The sequence below is a fragment of the Bradyrhizobium sp. 172 genome, from assembly GCF_023101065.1.
GTDB classification, from domain to species: Bacteria; Pseudomonadota; Alphaproteobacteria; order Rhizobiales; family Xanthobacteraceae; genus Bradyrhizobium; species Bradyrhizobium canariense_D.
The window spans coordinates 1,867,758-1,887,435 of record NZ_CP064701.1 but is presented as its reverse complement, the minus strand read 5'-3'; the positions used below and the strand labels follow the sequence as shown (position 1 = coordinate 1,887,435).

The 19,678-nt window shown below is 64.4% G+C and carries 10 protein-coding genes; 7 read left to right on the top strand and 3 right to left on the bottom strand.

Translation table 11 applies throughout. The features are described from left to right. Positions 1–24: 24 nt before the first annotated feature. Positions 25–1,986 carry a 4-alpha-glucanotransferase gene (malQ, locus tag IVB07_RS08945; RefSeq protein WP_018454058.1) on the bottom strand — a complete coding sequence of 654 codons (1,962 nt, stop codon included), beginning with the start codon at positions 1,984–1,986 and terminating at the stop codon, positions 25–27. Positions 1,987–2,190: 204 nt separating this feature from the next. On the opposite strand from malQ, the gene IVB07_RS08940 reads away from it, so the two are divergent. Genes IVB07_RS08940 through treY form a run of 6 tightly spaced genes read left to right on the top strand, consistent with a single transcriptional unit; the run spans position 2,191 to position 16,194 of the window. Beyond that, complete coding sequence (locus tag IVB07_RS08940) at positions 2,191–4,137, top strand: maltotransferase domain-containing protein (RefSeq protein WP_018454057.1); 1,947 nt, start codon at positions 2,191–2,193, stop codon at positions 4,135–4,137. A gap of 11 nt (positions 4,138–4,148) precedes the next feature. Then, a complete protein-coding gene (gene treS, locus IVB07_RS08935) occupies positions 4,149–7,442 on the top strand; it encodes a maltose alpha-D-glucosyltransferase (RefSeq protein ID WP_018454056.1) in 3,294 nt (1,097 codons plus the stop codon). Continuing rightward, positions 7,435–9,573: a 1,4-alpha-glucan branching protein GlgB gene (gene glgB, locus IVB07_RS08930; RefSeq protein WP_247767618.1), complete on the top strand. Its 2,139-nt coding sequence runs from the start codon at positions 7,435–7,437 to the stop codon at positions 9,571–9,573. Before treS ends, glgB begins: the two co-directional genes overlap by 8 nt. Positions 9,574–9,576: 3 nt before the next feature. After that, the gene (glgX, locus tag IVB07_RS08925; RefSeq protein ID WP_247767617.1) at positions 9,577–11,655 is read left to right on the top strand and encodes a glycogen debranching protein GlgX; all 2,079 of its coding nucleotides are present in this window, start codon (positions 9,577–9,579) and stop codon (positions 11,653–11,655) included. Continuing rightward, a complete protein-coding gene (gene treZ / locus IVB07_RS08920) occupies positions 11,652–13,406 on the top strand; it encodes a malto-oligosyltrehalose trehalohydrolase (RefSeq protein WP_247767616.1) in 1,755 nt (584 codons plus the stop codon). The genes glgX and treZ overlap by 4 nt, the downstream gene beginning before the upstream one ends. A gap of 1 nt (position 13,407) precedes the next feature. Beyond that, positions 13,408–16,194, top strand: coding sequence for a malto-oligosyltrehalose synthase (gene treY, locus IVB07_RS08915; protein WP_018454052.1), 2,787 nt, complete (start codon positions 13,408–13,410; stop codon positions 16,192–16,194). A gap of 3 nt (positions 16,195–16,197) precedes the next feature. Here the strand turns inward: treY and IVB07_RS08910 are convergent, their stop codons facing one another. After that, positions 16,198–16,515 (bottom strand): polyhydroxyalkanoic acid system family protein, encoded by a 318-nt coding sequence (locus IVB07_RS08910; protein ID WP_026232659.1) that lies wholly within the window; start codon positions 16,513–16,515, stop codon positions 16,198–16,200. A gap of 186 nt (positions 16,516–16,701) precedes the next feature. On the opposite strand from IVB07_RS08910, the gene IVB07_RS08905 reads away from it, so the two are divergent. After that, the gene (locus IVB07_RS08905) at positions 16,702–16,866 is read left to right on the top strand and encodes a DUF3309 family protein (protein ID WP_018454050.1); all 165 of its coding nucleotides are present in this window, start codon (positions 16,702–16,704) and stop codon (positions 16,864–16,866) included. A 103-nt stretch (positions 16,867–16,969) separates the two neighbouring features. Here IVB07_RS08905 and ligD read toward each other — a convergent pair whose 3' ends face one another. Next, a complete protein-coding gene (gene ligD, locus IVB07_RS08900) occupies positions 16,970–19,657 on the bottom strand; it encodes a DNA ligase D (RefSeq protein ID WP_018454049.1) in 2,688 nt (895 codons plus the stop codon). Positions 19,658–19,678 lie beyond the last annotated feature (21 nt).

Here is a 19,678-nt window from a genome sequence, read left to right as displayed (position 1 = left end):
AACGACGTCCGGAGACCCCGGCGATCAACGCCCGCCGGGTAACGAGCGTTCCCGTGTCGCGGCCTTCAAGGCTGCGACATCGACCTTCGAAACGATCTTGTCGAGCGTCACAGGCAGGCGCTGGCGCCAGTTCGGATGCTCGTCAATCGTACCGGGAATGTTGGGCTGGTCGATCACGCCGAGCAGATCCTCCAGCGACACCGCAAGCAGCCGCGACGGCGTGCGCGACAGGAAGGCGAGCACCGAATAGACATCATTGGCACGGATGCCGTTGGCACGCAGGATCTCGTCGAGCAGGCCGAGCGCATCCCAGCGGGCCTGATCGTTCTCGCCGGGATCGAGCCCGAGCGAGCGCTTCATCTTGAGATCGCTGAAAGAGCGCCAGCCGGCATAGGTCGACAGATCATGCGTGTTCAACGTCACCAGCGCGTTGGGCCGGTAGTGATCGACGGGCCGGAAGTGACCGGCATCGTCGCGCTCGAACATCATGACGAGGTAGGACCAGATGCCGAAATCCTGCATGGTCTCGCGAAAACCTTCCGGCACCGTGCCGAGGTCCTCGCCGATGACGATGCACTTATGGGCCGCGCTCTCCCGCGCCACGGTCGCCAGCAGCGCCTCGAACGGCATCTGCACATAGGCGCCGTTGTCGGGCTTGAAGCCGCGCGGCACCAGATAAAGCCGCTTCAAGCCGAGCACGTGATCGAGACGGATGGCTCCGGAATGGCGCATCGAAGCCGCGAGCATATCGGCGAATGGCACGAAGGATTGCGCCTCCAGGCCGCCGGCATTGAAGCCGGCCAAGCCCCAATCCTGGCCAATGGTATTGAGCACGTCCGGCGGCGCGCCGACGGCGAGATGACGAGAAATCGCCTCCTGCTCGTTCCAAGCATCGAAGCCGTTCGACTGCACGCCGACGGCAACGTCAAGATAGAGCCCGACCCGCATGCCGAGCTGGCCGGCCAGCTCCTTGGCCGCATGCAACTGGCTATCGGCGGTCCATTGCACGAATTCGACGAACTCGACCTCGTGCTTGTCCGGGCCGTTGCGCAGCTCGGCGCATTTCGTCTCATCCGGCTTTTGCCATTCCTGCGGCCATTCCCACCACGGCGCCGCAAAGCGATGGCGTAGCACCTCGAAGCAGGCAAAACGGGACAACAGCGGCGCGCGAGCCGCCCGGAAGGCGTCGAACTGGTTGCGGCGGACGCCGCTCGCGGTTTTCACGAAGCTGTCGAAGGCGGCACGCAAGGCCAACCATTTCAAGGCCGCCATGTCCGGATAGGGCACACGATCACCGTCGCGGAGCCGCGCGGCGGTCGCGGCCGCATCGGGGACGAGGTCGGGGGAAAATTCCGGGATCGCCTCGACGTCGATATAGAGCGGATTGAGAAACAGCCGGCTGTTCGGCGAATAGGGGCTGCAATCGGCCGGATGGTCATCGAACAACACATGCAGGGGATTGAGCCCGACGCCGTCGGCGCCCAACTGCTTCGCGAGCCGGACCAGACCGGCGAGGTCGGTGAAATCGCCGATGCCCCAATTGCGGTCCGAGCGGACGCTGTAGAGCTGCACGGCAAGCAGCCAGCCCCGGTCGAAATCGCCGCCGAAGGCCCGCTCCGGCGCCACGATCATCGGCACCTCTTCCGTCACGCCTCCGGCATCCGTCAGCGTCAGCCGGTGATAGCCGAGCGGCAGGCCGGCCGGCCAGGCAATCACGGGCTCGCGCGTCTCACCTTGCGCGATCAAATTGCCGTTGCCGGTCATCTTCCATTTGAGCGGCGGCGCACCGATCGTCACCAATTCGGTGCGCGGATGGCCCAAGGCGCGTACCACCACAGGCCCGCTGACGAAGCGGTAAACCCGCTTTTCCGGCAAGGCGTCGAGGATGGATTTGAGGGCCACGGGATCGGTGACCCGCAGCTTTCCGAGGGCATCGACGAATTCGGATTGAACGCCCTTGATCCGGGCTTGAGCTAAAAGATCCATTCGGCACGCAGCTTGCAGGCCATTTTGTGGCCGGGGGCATCGATTTTAACGAGGTCGCGGAAGAGGTTAGTCAGGGTTAACTCGCGAGCCGCGCCTGCCGTTCCCCAGGGAACCAATGACACACAAGCGGCTTTCTATAGTGGTATCAAGCGTAGGTTCCCGGCAAGGGAAACGGGCTCCTGCTTTCTTGTCAATGGCATCACCGTGAACAAGACAATTCAAACTGTCGAGAGTGCCGCAGCCGGCAGCACTTTCCTCATCGAGGACGTCTATCCCCTGATCGACGGCGGGCGCTTCCCCGTGAAGCGGATCGCGCGCGAACCGGTCGAGGTCTGGGCCGACATCTACCGGGACGGCGACGCCGTGATCGGCGCAGCGCTGATCTGGCGACAGGAGCAGGACCGCGAATGGCAGAGCGAGCCGATGATCCCTCACGGCAATGACCGCTGGTCCGGCGCGTTCACACCCGTCGAGCCCGGCAAATATGTCTATGCGATCGAAGCCTGGACCGACGAATTCGCCACCTGGTCGCACGCGGTCGCGCGCAAGCAGCGCTCCGGTGCCGACGTCACGCTCGATGCGATCGAGGGCGCCGGCCTTTTGACCAAGGCGCATGGCGCGCAGCAGGACGCCGCCGCCGTCATCGTCAGGCGATGCGAGGACTATCTTCAGACCGGCGACGTTGCCCCGCTGCTGGCAACCGAGCTCGGCGCAGCCATGGCCGAGAGCCAGTTGCGGCCTGATCTCACGCGCTCGGCGCTATTCCCACTGTTCGTCGACCGCGACAAGGCACGCTTCGGCGCCTGGTATCAGATGATGCCGCGCAGCCAGAGCGTGGTGCCAGGACAGCATGGCACGCTCCGCGACTGCATCGCGCGCGTGCCCGACATCGCCGCGATGGGCTTTGACGTGCTGTACTTCACGCCGATCCATCCTATTGGCCGCACCCGGCGCAAGGGCCGCAACAACATGCCGGTGGCGGGCGACGGCGATCCCGGCTCGCCTTATGCGATCGGCGCCATCGAGGGCGGGCACGACGCGCTGCACCCCGAACTCGGCACGATCGAGGATTTTCGCGCGCTGGTCGCGACCTGCCTGGAATACGGCCTCGAACTCGCGCTCGACTTCGCCGTGCAATGCTCGCCGGACCACCCGTGGCTGACGCAGCATCCGGAATGGTTCAAATGGCGCCCGGATCGGTCGGTGCGGACGGCTGACGGGCCCTATTCCGATATCGTCATCCCCGATTTCGCGTCCGTCGACCGGGCTGGACTGTGGAACGCGTTTCGCGACGCCATGCTGTTCTGGATCGACCACGGCGTCACCATCTTCGCGATCGACAATCACGACACCGCGCCGCTCGCCTTCTGGGAGTGGCTGATCCGTGACATCCGCCGCCGGCATCCCGAGGTGATCCTGTTTTCCAAGACGTTCGCGCGCCCGAAGCTGATGAAGGGCCTCGCCAAGCTCGGCTTTGCGCAATCGTTCAGCTATTTCCCCTGGCGCACGGCGAAGTGGGAGCTGGAGCAATATCTCGGCGAGCTGACGCGCTATCCCGAACGTGACTTCTATCGGCCGAACCTGTTCGTGAATACGCCCGATCTTTTGCCCTATCATCTCCAGGGCGGCGAGACATGGGCGTTCAAATCGCGCGTCGCGCTGGCGGCGACGCTGTCCGGCAATTACGGCGTCTACAGCGGGTTCGAGCTGCTGGAGCACGACGCGATCCCCGGCCGCGAGGAATATCTCAACTCCGAGAAATACCAGATCAAGCAGCGCGACTGGAACAAGCCCGGCAACATCAAGGCCTACATCACGGAGCTCAATCGCATCCGCAGCGAGAATGCTGCGCTTCAGCGGACGGCGAACCTGCGCTTCCTCGGCATCGAAGAGGGCGAGACGATCGCCTTCGTCAAGGAAGCGACCGACCCGGCCAACATCGTCGTGGCCGTGGTTGCGCTCTCGTGCCACGTGCGCGAATTCTGGTTGCCGCTCGGCGACGTCACGGTTGACGCCGGCGGGCAGCGACACCATGTGTCGGCACTCGAAAACCTCCTCACCGGCGAACAGGCCCGCATCGAATGGGGCGGGATCAAATTGCGTATCGATCCCGAGCGCGATCCGGCGCTGCTGTTCCGCTGCCTGGCGTAAGGGCGCACGCCATGAACGTATTGTCTTCCGTCGACACCAAGAAAGCCGAGGCTGCCGAGATCGTGGACGAGCTCTGGTACAAGGACGCCATTATCTATCAGCTTCACGTCAAGGCGTTTGCCGATAGCAACAATGACGGCATCGGCGACTTCGCCGGGCTGACCGAGAAGCTGCCCTATCTCCAGGAGCTCGGCGTCACCGCGCTCTGGCTGCTGCCGTTCTATCCCTCGCCCGGCCGCGACGACGGCTACGACATCGCCGACTACGGTTCCGTCAATCCCGATTTCGGGACGATGAAGGATTTCAAGCGCTTCATCCAGGAGGCGCAGAAGCGAGGCTTGCGCGTCATCACCGAGCTCGTCGTCAACCACACCTCGGACCAGCACAATTGGTTCAAGCGTGCTCGCCGCAGCCCGGCAGGCTCGAGCGCCCGCAACTGGTATGTCTGGAGCGACACCGACCAGAAATACCAGGGCACCCGCATCATCTTCACCGACACGGAGAAGTCGAACTGGACCTGGGATCACGAGGCCGGGGCGTTTTATTGGCACCGCTTCTTCTCGCACCAGCCGGACCTCAATTTCGACAATCCGCGCGTCGTCAGCGCGCTGATCCAGGTGATGAAGCGCTGGCTGGATGCCGGCGTCGACGGCTTCCGTCTGGACGCCATTCCCTATCTCTGCGAGCGCGAAGGCACCTCGAACGAGAACCTCCCCGAGACGCATGCCATCATCAAGCGGCTCCGCCACGAGCTGGATTCCTACTCCAAGGGCAAGCTGCTGCTGGCCGAGGCCAATCAATGGCCGGAGGACGTGCAGGAATATTTCGGCCGCGGCGACGAGTGCCACATGGCCTACCACTTCCCGCTGATGCCGCGCATCTACATGGCGATCGCCCAGGAGGACCGTTTCCCGATCACCGACATCCTGCGCCAGACGCCGGATATTCCGGCGAGCTGCCAATGGGCGCTGTTCCTGCGCAACCATGACGAGCTGACGCTGGAGATGGTGACCGACGTCGAGCGCGACTATCTGTGGACCACCTACGCCAACGATCCGCGCGCCCGCATCAATGTCGGCATCCGCCGGCGCCTCGCGCCGCTGATGGACAACGACCGGCGCAAGATCGAGCTGATGAACTCGCTGCTGCTGTCCTTCCCCGGCACGCCGATCATCTACTACGGCGACGAGATCGGGATGGGCGACAACATCTATCTCGGCGACCGCAACGGCGTGCGCACGCCGATGCAGTGGAGCCCGGACCGCAACGGCGGCTTCTCGCGCTGCGACCCGGCCCGCCTCTACGCGCCGCTGATCATGGATCCGGTCTACGGCTATGAATCGGTGAACGTGGAGGCGCAGTCGCGCAGCCTGTCCTCGCTGCTCAGCGCGACCAAGCGTCTGATCTCGGTGCGCAAATCGACGCTCGCCTTCGGCCGCGGCACCATGACCTTCATCCGCCCGGCCAACCGCGCCGTGCTGGCCTATGTCCGGCAGTACCGCGACGAGGTGATCCTCTGCGTCGCCAATCTGTCGCGCGCGGCCCAGGCGACCGAGCTCGATCTGTCGCCCTGGAAGGACCGCATCCCGCAGGAGATGCTCGGCCGCACGCGTTTTCCGGCGATCGGCGAACTGCCCTACATGGTCACGCTGGGGCCCTATGGCTTCTACTGGTTCCAGCTCACCGAGCGCGACAAGTCCGAGCCGGTGACGCCGCGCGCAGTGCCCGAATTCGAGACGCTGGTGGTGCCGGTGAACTCGACCTGGGTGTCGCTGGCGCGCGAGCGCGGCGTGTTCGAGCACGAGGTGCTGCCGGGATTCCTGTCGCGCACGCGCTGGTATCCGGAGCACAATCCCAAGCACATCAAGCCGACGCTGACCTCGGCAGTACCGTTCTGCGACATCGGCGACAACAGGCCCTGGATCGCATTCTTCGAGGCCGCGCAGGGCGACGTCACCACGCGCTACGTGCTGCCGATGCAGATCGAATGGGTGCGCTTCGACCGCGAACGTTTCAATCCCAGGGCGCTCGCCGCCGTGCGTCAGGGGGCCCGCGAAGGCACGCTGCTGGACGTGGCAACCGAGCAGATCTTCATCGGCCTGTTCCTGCGCAATCTGTCGCAGAATCTGGTGGTGGAAGAAAACAATCTGCGGCTGGAGTTCAAGGCGACCAGCCGGTTTGCCGAGTACACCATCAAGGAGCCCGAACGCATCCGCACGATCGAGCAGTCGAACAGCACCGCGCTGGTCGACAACCAGTATGTCGCCAAGATCTATCGCCAGCTCGAAGCCGGCATCAATCCCGAGATCGAGATCGGCTCCTACCTCACCGAGATCGCCCGCTTTGCCAATACGCCGGCACTGCTCGGCAGCGTCGAGCTGGTCGAAGACGACCGTCGCAGCGCAGTCGGCGTGCTGCACGCCTATGTCGAGAATCAGGGCGACGGCTGGGGCGTCACCGCGGGCTATCTCGACCGCTATATCGACGAGCAACGGGTGCTGCCACCGGGCGAGATGCCCCGCGAGACCCAGGAGCAAGCGCCCTATCTGCACTTCATTGCGCAGATCGGCCGACGGCTCGCCGAGCTGCATGTGGCTCTGGCCGCTGCAAAGCCCGGAGATCTCGCGCCGGAGCCCATTGGCTCCGCACACGTCAAGCGCTGGTCATCCGAGCTCGAGACACGGGCCGAGCGGGTTTTCGAGCGGCTGGCCGCCAGCACCGACCGCCTGCGGGAGGTGGACCGACCGCTGATCAATCAGCTCGCCGCGGAGCGCGCGACCCTGTCCGGCCGGCTCAACGCGCTCTTACCTTCCGAGCTCGGCGGGTTGAACATCCGTCATCATGGCGATTTCCGCCTCGGGCAAACTCTGATCGTGAAGGACGATATCTTCATCATCGACTTCGACGGAGATCCGCGTTTGCCGCTGGCCGACAAGCGGCGCAAGCTGCCTGCGGCGCGTGACGTTGCCGGCCTGATCCGCTCGATTGATCTTTCGGTTAACGCGGCGCTTCACCGCGCGCTCACGGGCGCCTCCGACGAACAGGGCCGTCTCACGGCTGCGCTCGACGAATGGCGCGAGCGCACCACCGCGACGTTCCTCACCGCCTACCGCGAAGCCATGACCGATCGGCGGCTGTGGCCGGAAGATCCGCAATCTGCGGCTGGCCTGTTAAGGTTTTTCCTGCTTGATCAAGCGTTCGAGGAAGTAGAGTACGAGCTGTCCCACCGGCCTGAGGGGCTCCATGCGCCGCTGTCCGGACTGCTTCGCATTCTGTCCAGTATCGAGAGCGAAGCCCATGCCTAAACTCCCTGCCGAGGCCTATGCGATCATCGAGGGTCGTCACTCCGATCCGTTCCACTATCTCGGGCTGCATCCCGAGGGCGACAAGAGCGTGGTGCGCGCGTTTCTTCCCGATGCTTCCAACGTCGAGGCGGTGGGCGAGCACGGCGAGGTGGCGAAGCTCGATCGCGTCCATGATGCCGGCCTGTTCATCGGAGCTCTGCCGAACGGCGCGAAGCACTACCAGCTCCGCGCGAAGTTCGGCGACAACGTCATCGAATTCGAGGACACCTATCGCTTTCCGCCGATCCTGACCGATTTCGACATCTATCTGCTTGGCGAAGGCACCCACCAGCGCCTTTACGACAAGCTCGGCGCGCATCCGATGCGGCTCGAAGGCATCGATGGCATCGGCTTCGTGGTGCTGGCGCCCAACGCCCGGCGCGTCTCCGTGGTCGGCGATTTCAATTTTTGGGACGGACGGCGCCATCCGATGCGGGTGCGCGGCGCGGGTTATTGGGAATTGTTCATCCCGCACGCCAAGGCCGGCGACCACTACAAGTTCGAAATTATCGGACCGCATGGCCATCTGCTTCCGCTGAAGTCCGATCCGATGGCTTTTGCAAGCGAGGTGCGCCCGAAGACCGCTTCTATCGTGTTCGACGAAGCACATCTGCCCCGGCCGCGACCGGCGCCCGACGGCATCAACGCGTTGTCCGCGCCGATGTCGATCTACGAGGTCCATCTCGGCTCATGGCGGCGCAAGAACGGCAATGAATGGCTGACCTATCGCGAGCTGGCCGAGCAGCTGCCGGCCTACGCCCGCGACATGGGCTTCACCCATCTCGAATTCCTCCCCGTCAGCGAGCATCCTTTCGACGGCTCGTGGGGCTATCAGCCGACGGGGCTGTATGCGCCGACCAGCCGCTTCGGCACGCCGGAGGATTTTGCCGCGCTGGTCGATGCCTGCCACCGCGAGGGCGTCGGCGTGCTGCTCGACTGGGTGCCCGGCCACTTCCCGGACGATCCGCACGGGCTCGGCAGCTTCGACGGCACAGCGCTGTACGAGCACGCCAATCCGCTCCAGGGCCGGCATCTCGATTGGGGCACGCTGATCTACAATTACGGCCGCACCGAAGTGACGAACTTCCTGGTCTCGAACGCGCTGTTCTGGCTCGAGCGCTACGCGATCGACGGACTGCGCGTCGATGCCGTCGCGTCCATGCTCTACCTCGACTACAGCCGTCCGCCCGGCGCGTGGATTCCGAACCAGCATGGCGGCCGGGAGAACATCGAGGCGATCGCGTTCCTGCGCCGCTTCAACACCGAGCTGTTCGCGCGTTTCCCGCAGGCGACCACGGCCGCCGAAGAGTCCACCGCCTGGCCGCAGGTCTCGCGCCCGGTCGAATTCGGAGGGCTCGGCTTCGGCTACAAGTGGAATATGGGCTGGATGCACGACACGCTGAACTACATCAGCAAGGACCCGATCCACCGCAAGCATCATCACGGCGACATCCTGTTCGGCCTGCACTACGCCTTCTCGGAGAACTTCGTCCTGCCGCTGTCGCACGACGAAGTCGTGCACGGCAAGCGCTCTATCCTCGGGCGCATGCCCGGCGACGAATGGCAGCGCTTCGCGAATTTGCGCGCCTATTACAGCTTCATGTTCGGCCATCCCGGCAAGAAGCTGCTGTTCATGGGCGCCGAGATCGCGCAAAGCCGAGAATGGAATCACGACCAATCGCTCGACTGGCACTTGCTCGAGTACAAGCCCCATTCAGGCATCCAGGCGTTGATCCGCGATCTCAACCGGCTCTATCGCGCGGTGCCCGCCCTGCACCAGATGGACTGCGAGCAGGCCGGCTTCGAATGGCTGATCACCGACGACGCCAACCGCAACGTGTTCGCCTGGCTGCGCAAGGGATTTGACGAGCACGCCCGGTGCATGGTGATCGTCAACTTCTCACCCAATGTCTATCGCAATTACCGCGTTCGCGCGCCGTTCGGTGGCAAGTGGAAGGAAGTGTTCAACTCGGACTCCGCCCATTACGGCGGCAGCAATGTCGGCAACATCGGCGAAGTCCACGCCGTCAATGGCGAGCTCCGCCTCACCATTCCGCCGCTCGCCGCGATCTTCCTCGTTCCGGAAAGCTGAACGATGCGCCTGACTGCTGGATCGCCCGCACGCCTCGGCGCAAGCTGGGACGGACGCGGCACCAATTTCGCGCTGTTCTCCGCCAACGCGCAGAAGGTCGAGCTGTGCCTGTTCGACATGCAGGGCCGCCGCGAACTCGAGCGCGTCGAGCTGCCGGAGCGCACCGAGGATGTCTGGCACGCCTATCTCAACGACGTCTCGCCCGGCCAGCTCTACGGCTACCGCGTGCATGGCCCCTACGAGCCGGAGCACGGCCACCGCTTCAATGCCAACAAGCTCGTGCTAGACCCCTATGCCAAGCGGCTTTCCGGGCGGCTGGTCTGGAGTGACGCGCATTTCGCCTATCGCACCGGAAGCCCGCGCGAAGACCTGTCGTTCGACCGGCGCGACAACGCGCGCGGCATGCCGAAGGCCGTCGTCGTCGACGAGACCTTCAACTGGGGCCGCCGCGAGATCCGGCCCAACATTCCCTGGGAAGATACCATCATCTACGAGGCCCACGTCAAGGGACTGACACAGAAGCGCGACGACGTGCCGCCGAATTTGCGCGGCACCTATGGCGGCCTGTCCTCGCCCGCGATGATCGAGCACCTGAAGAAGCTCGGCGTCACCACGGTACAGCTTCTGCCGGTGCACAGCTTCGTCGACGACCGCATCTTGGTGGAGAAGAAGCTCGTCAACTACTGGGGCTATAACACCCTGTCCTTCTTCGCGCCCGAGCAGCGCTACGCCCAGGACAACGCTCTCGATTCCTTCCGCACCACGATCGCACGTCTGCACGATGCCGGCATCGAGGTGATGCTCGACGTCGTCTACAATCACACCGCCGAGGGCAATCATCTCGGTCCTACGCTGTGCTATCGCGGCATCGACAACGCCTCCTATTACTGGCTGAACCGCGAAAACCCGCGCTACTACGACGATTTTACCGGCTGCGGCTCGTCGGTGAACCTCACCCACCCGCGCGTGCTGCAGATGGTGATGGATTCACTGCGCTACTGGGTCGAGGTCTGCCACGTCGACGGCTTCCGTTTCGACCTCGCCACCACGCTGGCCCGCGGACCGAACGGTTATGATCGAGGCAGCTCGTTCCTGACCGCGATCCGCCAGGACCCGGTGCTGGCGAGCGTCAAGCTCGTCGCCGAACCCTGGGATCTCGGCCTTGGCGGCTATCAGGTGGGCGCATTTCCCTCGCAATGGTCGGAGTGGAACGACCGTTACCGCAGCGCCATGCGCCGCTACTGGAGCGGCGAAGGCAGCCTGATCGGCGATATCTCCAGCCGCATGACGGCGTCCTCCGACCTGTTCAACCACGACGGACGGCGGCCGCGCGCCAGCATCAACCACATCACCGTGCATGACGGCTTCACCCTGGCCGATCTCTTCAGCTACAACGAGAAGCATAACGAGGCCAATGGCGAGGACAATCGCGACGGCTCCAACGACAACCACAGCAACAATTGCGGTGTCGAGGGTCCGACCGACGATCCCCAAATCGTCAGCTTGCGCCGGCAGCTTCGCAAGAACGTACTGGCCTGCCTCATGCTGGCGCAGGGCATTCCGCTGATCCTCGCAGGCGACGAGGTCGGGAATTCGCAATCAGGCAACAACAACGCCTATTGCCAGGACAACGAGGTGGGCTGGGTCGGCTGGGACAATCTCGGCAAGGACGGCGACGACATGGTCGGTTTTGTCGCCGAACTCGCCGATATCCGCCGCCGGTTCTCGCAGCTTCGCAGCCATCGCTGGCTCGACGGCCGCCCCAAGGACGGCATCTCCTATGGCGCGCTGTGGCTGACGCCGGCCGGCGACGAAATGACGGAAAGCGACTGGAAATTCCCGGAAGGGCGGTTCCTCTCCTATGTGATGGGGCCGATGGAACCGGGCAGCGCCGCGATCTTTATCGTACTCAACGCAGCCCCCGAAGAGATCGCATTCAAATTGCCAAAAATGACTGAATACAAGAGCTGGCAGCAGATCCTGAACACGACCGACGCCAAGCTGAATACGATCGACTTCCAGCCCGGGAGCGACAGCAAGGCGCCGCCGCGCTCCGTGCTCGCTTTCGCGGGGGCGCTATGAGGCCATCCTTCGGGGCGAGGCCGACGAGGGACGGCGTATCGTTCCGGCTGTGGGCGCCTGCCGCGCGCCGTGTCGATCTCCTGCTCGACAGACGACACGCGATGCAGCGCCGGCAGGATGGCTGGTATGTCGCCGAGATTGCCAATCTGCCCGTCGGCAGCAACTACAAATTCAGGATCGATGACGAGATCGACGTGCCCGATCCGGCGTCTGCATTCCAACCCGACGACGTGTTCGGCCCGAGCGAGGTGATCGATCATGACGCCTTCGACTGGCGCGCATCCGATTGGCGCGGCCGCCCCTGGGAAGAGACGGTGCTGATCGAGACGCATGTCGGCACCTTCACTGCGGAAGGCACCTATCGTGCGATGATCGACAAGCTCGATCATCTCGTCGCGACCGGCATCACCGCGATCGAACTGATGCCGCTGGCTGACTTCGCCGGTCGCCGCGGCTGGGGTTATGATGGCGTGCTGTGGTACGCGCCCGACAGCGCCTATGGTCATCCCGATGAATTGAAGACGCTGATCGACGAAGCCCATCTGCGCGGGCTGATGGTGTTCCTCGACGTCGTCTACAATCATTTCGGCCCCGAGGGAAATTACCTCGGCCGCTACGCGCCGGCCTTCTTCACCGACGCGCACACGCCATGGGGCAGTGCGATCGATTATCGCGTGCCGCAGGTTCGCGCTTTTGCCGTCGAGAACGCGCTGTCGTGGCTCAGCGACTATCGCTTCGACGGCCTGAGGCTCGATGCCGCCAATCACATCATGGCGATCCCCGGCGAGCAATCGATGCTGCAAGACCTTAGCGTCGCCGCGGGCGAGCTTGCCAAGGCGACGGAGCGCCATATCCATCTCGTGCTGGAGAACGGCGACAACCGCGCGAGCCTGCTCGACGCGGCGCAGGAGCCTCCGAACGGCAAATATCGCGGCCAGTGGAACGACGACTACCACCACGTCTGGCACGTGATGCTGACGGGCGAACTCGCCGGCTATTATGCGGACTATCAAACGCCGCGGCTCGATCTCGCACGCGCGCTCGCCTCCGGCTTCGTCTATCAGGGCGAGATCTCGGAATTCTGGGGCAAGAAGCCGCGGGGCGAGAACAGCGGCGAGCTGCCGCCGGCAACCTTCGTCAACTTCCTGCAGAACCACGACCAGATCGGCAACCGGCCGCTTGGCGACCGGCTCGAAAGCCTGGCATCGCCCGAGCAGATCGAAGCCGCACTCGCGGTGACCCTGCTCGCACCGATGGTGCCGATGCTGTTCCAGGGCGAGGAGTGGGGCTCCATCGCGCCCTTCCCGTTCTTCTGCGACTTCCAGGGCGGACTGGCTGATGCCGTCCGCAAGGGGCGCAGGCAGGAATACGCCTGGGCCTATGAAAAGTACGGCGACGAGGTCCCCGACCCGCTCGATCCGGCAACACTGCAATCGGCCGTGCTCGACTGGACCGACCACACGCCGGAGCAGGATGCGCGTCTCGCGCTGGTGCGGGAGCTGCTCGCACTCCGCCACAAGGAGATCGCGCCACGACTGAAAGGTGCGCGCTTCGGTGATGCCGCCGTGGCCGATAGCGGCCTGCTCACCGCACATTGGCACATGGGAGATGGCGCGACGTTGCGCCTCGTGGCCAATCTCTCCGACAAGGACATCGCGTGTTCCGACGGCGGTGTGGGGACCCTGATCTGGGGCGGCGCGGCCGGCGACCGGCTTGCGCGCTGGTCGGTGGTCTGGCGCCTCGGAGGTTGAGATGGCTCCAGCCATTCCTCTCGCAACCTACCGGCTTCAGCTCACCGCGGATTTCGACTTCGACAAGGCCGCCGCGGTGGTGCCCTACCTGAAGGCGCTGGGAATCACGCATCTCTACACCTCGCCGGTGATGAAGGCCCGCAAGGGCTCGACGCACGGCTATGACACCGTCGACCACAGCCAGTTCAATCCGGAGCTCGGCGGCGAGGCCGGCTTCGCGCGGCTGAGCGAGGCGCTGACGCGACACGACCTCGGCCTCATCATCGACTTCGTACCGAACCATGTCGGCGTGCACTTCGCCGACAATCCTTGGTGGCTAGACGTGCTGGAATGGGGCCAGGCCTCGCCGCACGCCGTCTCCTTCGATATCGACTGGGATCAACTGGCCTTCCGCGCCCGCGGCGGCGTGCTGCTGCCGATCCTCGGAGCGTCCTATGGCGAAGCGCTCGAGAGCGGCGATATCGAGCTGCGCTACGATCCCAACGAAGGTAGTTTTTCCGCCTGGTATTTCGAACATCGATTGCCGATCGCGCCGGAGCGCTATGGCGAGGTGCTGCGGATGATCGTGAAGGACGCCGACGCCGCCGAGACCGAGACGGGCAAGCGCCTGCTGTCGCTCGCGGCGCGCTACACGGGACTGCGCCGCCCCAACCGCAAGGAAGCACCCGGCTTCAAGGCGGAGCTCAGGGAGATCGCAGGCAGCGCCGATATCATCGGGCGCGGCCTCGGCGCCTATCGCGCGGCCAAGGACCGTCCCGCGCAGACGCTGGCGCTGCATCATTTGCTGGAGCGCCAGCACTACAAGCTGGGGCACTGGCGGCTTGCCTCCAGCGACATCAACTATCGACGTTTCTTCGACGTCAACGGGCTCGCCGGCATGCGCGTCGAGGATCCCGGCACGTTCGCCGCCACGCACCGGCTGGTGAAGCAACTCATTGCCGACGGCAAACTGCAAGGCATCCGGCTCGATCATATCGACGGCCTGCGCGATCCCGCGCAATATTGCCAGCGGCTGCGCCGGCTGGTGCGCGACGCTCAGGGCACCACAAAGCCGTTCTATACGGTGATCGAGAAAATCCTGTGCGAGCACGAGCGCCTGCCGCATTTCGCCGGCGTCCAGGGCACCACCGGCTATGAGTGGATGAACGCCATCACTCACGTTCTGGTCGACGCCAAGGGGCTGGAGGCCATGGACGAGACTTGGCGGCAGATCAGCAACCGGCCGCCGCGGCTCGCGCCTTACGTCAAGGACGCCAAACGGCGCGTGCTGGAGACGCTGCTGACCAGCGAATTCACGGTTCTGACGCGCCTGCTTGCGCGCATCGCCAACGGGCACTACTCGACCCGCGACTTTTCCGCTGACAGCCTGCGGCAGGCGCTCGAGCTCTATGTGCTGCATTTCCCGGTGTACCGCACCTATTTGACGACAAGCGCGCCAACGGCGAACGATCGTAAGCTGATCGACAACACCATCGAGCACGCTCGCCGGGAATGGTTCGCCGCGGACGAAGGCATTTTCGACTTCCTGCGCGACGCCCTCACCATGGACCTGCTCAAGCCCGGTCGTCCCCCGCACAGCGCCCCGCGGGTGCGCCGCTTTGCGCTGAAGGTGCAGCAATTCACCGGGCCGATGATGGCGAAGTCGTTGGAGGACACTGCTTTCTATCAATTTCACCGGCTGCTCGCCCTGAACGAAGTCGGCGGCGATCCCGCGAGCAAGGGCCTCACCATTCCCGCTTTCCACGAGACCATGCAGGCCCGCGCCAGGGAATGGCCGCAAGGGATGACGGCGACCGCCACGCACGACACCAAACGTGGCGAGGACGCCCGCGCGCGGATTGCTGCCTTAAGTGAAATTCCCGGCGAATGGACCAGCGCCGTGGCACGCTGGAAAGTCCTGAACGCGCCGCACCTCGCGCTCGACGGCAATCTGCGCGCTCCGTCGGCAACGTTCGAATACATGCTCTACCAGACGCTGCTCGGCGCCTGCTCCCTCCAGGAGCCGGCCGATGCCGGTTTCGTCGCGCGTATCCAGGCCTACGCGCTCAAGGCCGCGCGCGAGGGCAAGGAGGAGACCAGCTGGCTCAACCCGCACGAGGCCTATGAGAACGGCGTCAAGAGCTTCATTGCGAAGATCCTCGATCCCGCGCAATCAGGCGAATTCCTGGAGGCGCTGAACACGCTGGCTCGCCGCGTCGCGCTGCTCGGCGCGCTGAACGCGCTGAGCCAGCTCACGCTCAAGGCGACATTGCCGGGCGTACCCGACTTCTACCAAGGCACCGAATTCTGGGACCTGTCGCTGGTCGATCCCGACAACCGCCGCCCGGTGGATTTTTCCGCGCGACATGCGGCGCTGGGCAGGCTGGAGAATCCGGATTGGAATCACCTAATCAAGAGCTGGCCGGACGGTCAGCTCAAGCTGGCCTGGACGCGGCACCTACTCAAGCTGCGCAACGAGCTGCCCGACGTCTTCGCGCGAGGTGACTACCAGCCGCTTCAGGTGCGGGGCGCACATGCCGACCATGTCGTAGCGTTTGCCCGCCGCCACGGCCGGGCTGCGGCGATCGTCGCGGTCGGGCGCCAGTTCGCACCCTTCACGCAAGCAGGACGCGAATGGCCGGCGCTCGATGGGGCCGACGCCACCATCGACGTTACGGGCTATAACGTGCCGGGCTTCGCCGGCAACGATCTGCCGCTCGCGCAGGCGCTTCGCGGTTTTCCAGCTTCGGTGATCCCGGCGCGCCCCGCGGGTGCGGCGAAGCCGGTGCGGCAGCGCGCCCGCGCTTGAGCGCTAACTTTTCGTGTCTTTGCCCAACAGCAGCTGGCCGCGCTTGCGGATCGTGGCCTGCGCCATCTCCGCAAAACGCTGCAACAGCCAAGGCAGCACCACCTGCACCTTGACATTGTCGTCGGCGACGTCGACCTGCCCCGTCGCGATCTGCCCGAGCGCGCGGATGCGGAAATTCATGCTGTCGCCGCTCCAGCTCTCCTCCTCGACCTGCATCACGGGAATGCTCGCCGCAGCGCGGCCTAGCCCAGTCTTGAGCCGGCGCACCGCCTCCTCGCGGCCCAAGCGGTGGGGAATGGAGACGACAAGCGGTGCTGACATGGCTCTGCCCGGTTAGTGATTGAACCTCACATAGTCATGCCCGGCGGTACCACAAAGGTTCCATGCAAGTTGCGCGTGCACCCGGTGTTTCATTGGCGGAACTTTAGAACCTGCGGCAAGTTGCCCTCGCACCACGGGACAGGTTGCAAACGACCCTTCTAACGAAGGGCTGGAGGAGATTTCCGCATGTCTATCGGTACGATCATTCTGATCATTTTGGTCATCGCGCTGCTCGGCGGCTTCAGCGGCATCGGCGGCGGCCCGTTCTACGGCACCGGCTATTACGGCGGCGGCGGTCTCGGGCTCCTCATCGTGATCCTGCTGATCCTGCTCCTGCTGGGACGGATCTAGCCACCAAACGAAGATCTAGTAGGGTGGGCAAAGGCGCAATGCGCCGTGCCCACCTTTTTGCTCGGCTGAGAGAAGATGGTGGGCACGCTTCACTTTACCCACCCTACTTCGTTTTCCCGGCGAGCTTCTTGATCGCCGCCTTGATCGACGCGGCTGCATCGTCATAACCATCCCACGCCTTCGATCGCGCCAGCAAGCCGGGCACCGTCCGCACCGTGTACCGCTTCGGATCGAGGTCGCTCTTCACCTGCGCCCACGTGACCGGCATCGACACAGTCGCACCATCTCGCGCACGCGGCGACAGCGGCGCCACCGCCGTCGACATCCGATCGTTGCGCAGATAGTCCAGGAAGATCTTTCCGTTGCGCAGCTTCTTCGACATGTTGAGCAGATAGCGCTCGGGAGCGTCGTCCGCCATCCACTGGCAGACGCCTTGCGCGAAGGCCTTGGCCTCCTTCCAGCTCACCTGGTCGCGCGCGCCGTGACGCAGCGGGACCACGACGTGCAGACCTTTGCCGCCGGTGGTCTTGCAGAAGCTTTCCATGCCGATGTCGGTCAGCCGCTGCCGCATCTCCTTGGCGGCCTCAACGACCTCGGCGAAGACGACGTCGGGCGCGGGATCGAGATCGAACACCAGCCGGCCCGGGGTATCGTAGGCGTAGGGCGCGCAATTCCAGGGATGCAGCTCGACGCCGCCGATCTGCGCCACGGCCGCGAGCCCTTCGATGCGGTCGATCTGCAAATAGGGCTTGCGGTCGCCGGAGACCCGCGCGAGCTCCAGAAGGTTCGAGGTGCCCTGCATGGCGTGGCGCTGGAAGAAGCATTCGCCCTTGATGCCGTCAGGGGCGCGGATCAGCGAGCACGGCCGGCCCTTGAGATGCACGATCATCCATTCGCCGACGGCTTCGAGGTAGCGCGCGAGATCCAGCTTGGTAACGGGATCGCCATTGCCGTCGTCCGGCCACAGCGCCTTGTCCGGCTTCGAGAGCACGACACCCATCACTTCGGCAGTGCCGGCTTGCGCTGTTCGTGCACCGGTCTTCGCTTGCGCGCGCGGCTTCGCGCGCTGCTTCGTCGAGGGCTCGGCAAGCTCGGTATCGACCGGTGTCTCGGCCTCGACCTCCTCCGCCGGCTTGTCCTGCCGCAGACCCTTGAAGGCGGCCTGGCGGATATTGCCGTCGGCAGTGAAGCCGGCGAACTCGATCTCCGCCACGAGCTCCGGCTTCAGCCAGTGCACCTCGCGCGTCTTTTTCGGTGCGTTCTTGCCGCCGAAGGGGCTTTGCTTCGCCTCCATAGCCTTCAAGGACGGCATGATGCGCTTGACCTTGTCCGCGCCGAAGCCGGTGCCGACCATGCCGACGAAGGCGAGATGATCACCGCGGTGCACGCCGGCCATCAGCGAACGGAATTTGCCATTGGTGGTCTTGTAACCGCCGATCACGACCTCATGGCCGGCGCGGCATTTTGCTTTGGTCCAGCTTTCTGTCCGCCCCGAACGATAGGGCGCGTCCAGCTTCTTCGACACCACGCCCTCGAGCTCGAGCTTGCAGGCGGATTGCAGCACGGCGTCGCCGCCGCTTTCGAAATGCTCGACATAGCGAATCTGGCTCGATTTGCGCTTACGCGCTTCCAGCAGCTCCTTCAACCGCGCCTTGCGCTCGCCGAGCGGCAGCCGGCGATAATCGAGGCCTTCCGCAAACAGCAGGTCGAACGCAAAGAAGATGAGCTCCTCGGTCTTGCCGTCCGACAGCGCCGCCTGGAGCGACGAAAAATTGGGTGCTCCATTGTGGTCGAGCGCGACGATCTCGCCGTCGACCATCATATCCGGCAGCGCGCCCGCCTCCTTCGCGATAGTTGCGAATTTTTCGGTCCAGTCGAGGCCTTTGCGCGTCTTCAACGTCGCCTTGCCGCCCTCGACCCGCAGCTGCACGCGGTAGCCGTCGAACTTGATCTCGTGGCACCAGCCGTCGCCGCCCGGCGGGCGCTCGACCGACGTACAGAGCTGCGGCGCCACGAAATCCGGCATCTCCGCCGCCTTGTTCGCGGTCGTCGCGGTCGTCGCTTTCTTCTTGACTGTTTTGCCGGTTTTCAACGCCGCGCGGGGCGCCGGCTTGACCGTGCGCTCTTTCGCCTCGTCCGCCCGGTTGGACTGCCAGACCGCGTCGGCCTTGGCCTTGGTGCCCTTCGCCAGCATGAACGGTTTTGGCGCACGGCCCTTGCCTTCGGCGATCTGATCCATCGCGCGGCCGGAGGCGACCGATTTGTCCTCCTCGAGAATGTCGTTGTCTGCGCCCTCGCGAACATATTCGTCGCGATGCTTGATCAGGAGCCAATTGGTCCGTTTGCCGCCGGTGCGGTCGTTGCGCATGCGCACCAGGACCCAGCTGCCGTGCAGCTTCTCGCCGTGCAGCGTGAACTTCAGATCGCCCTTCTTGAAACCGCGTTCGGGATCATCGGATTCCCAGGTGCCGCGATCCCACAGCATGACCGTGCCGCCGCCGTACTGGCCTTCCGGAATCGTGCCTTCGAAGTCGCCATAGTCGAGCGGATGGTCCTCGACCTCGACGGCCAGCCGCTTGTCGTGCGGATCGAGCGAGGGCCCTTTTGTCACCGCCCAGGACTTGAAGACGCCATCGAACTCGAGCCGCAGATCGTAGTGCAGCCGCGAAGCGTCATGCTTCTGAATCACGAAGCGGCGCTGCTTCGACGGCGCCACCGCGGTCTTGCCCGATGGCTCGGGCGTCTTCTCGAAATCACGTTTCTGTCGATACTTGGAGAGCTTTTGCAGCACGACTGGTCCCGGATTCTCTTT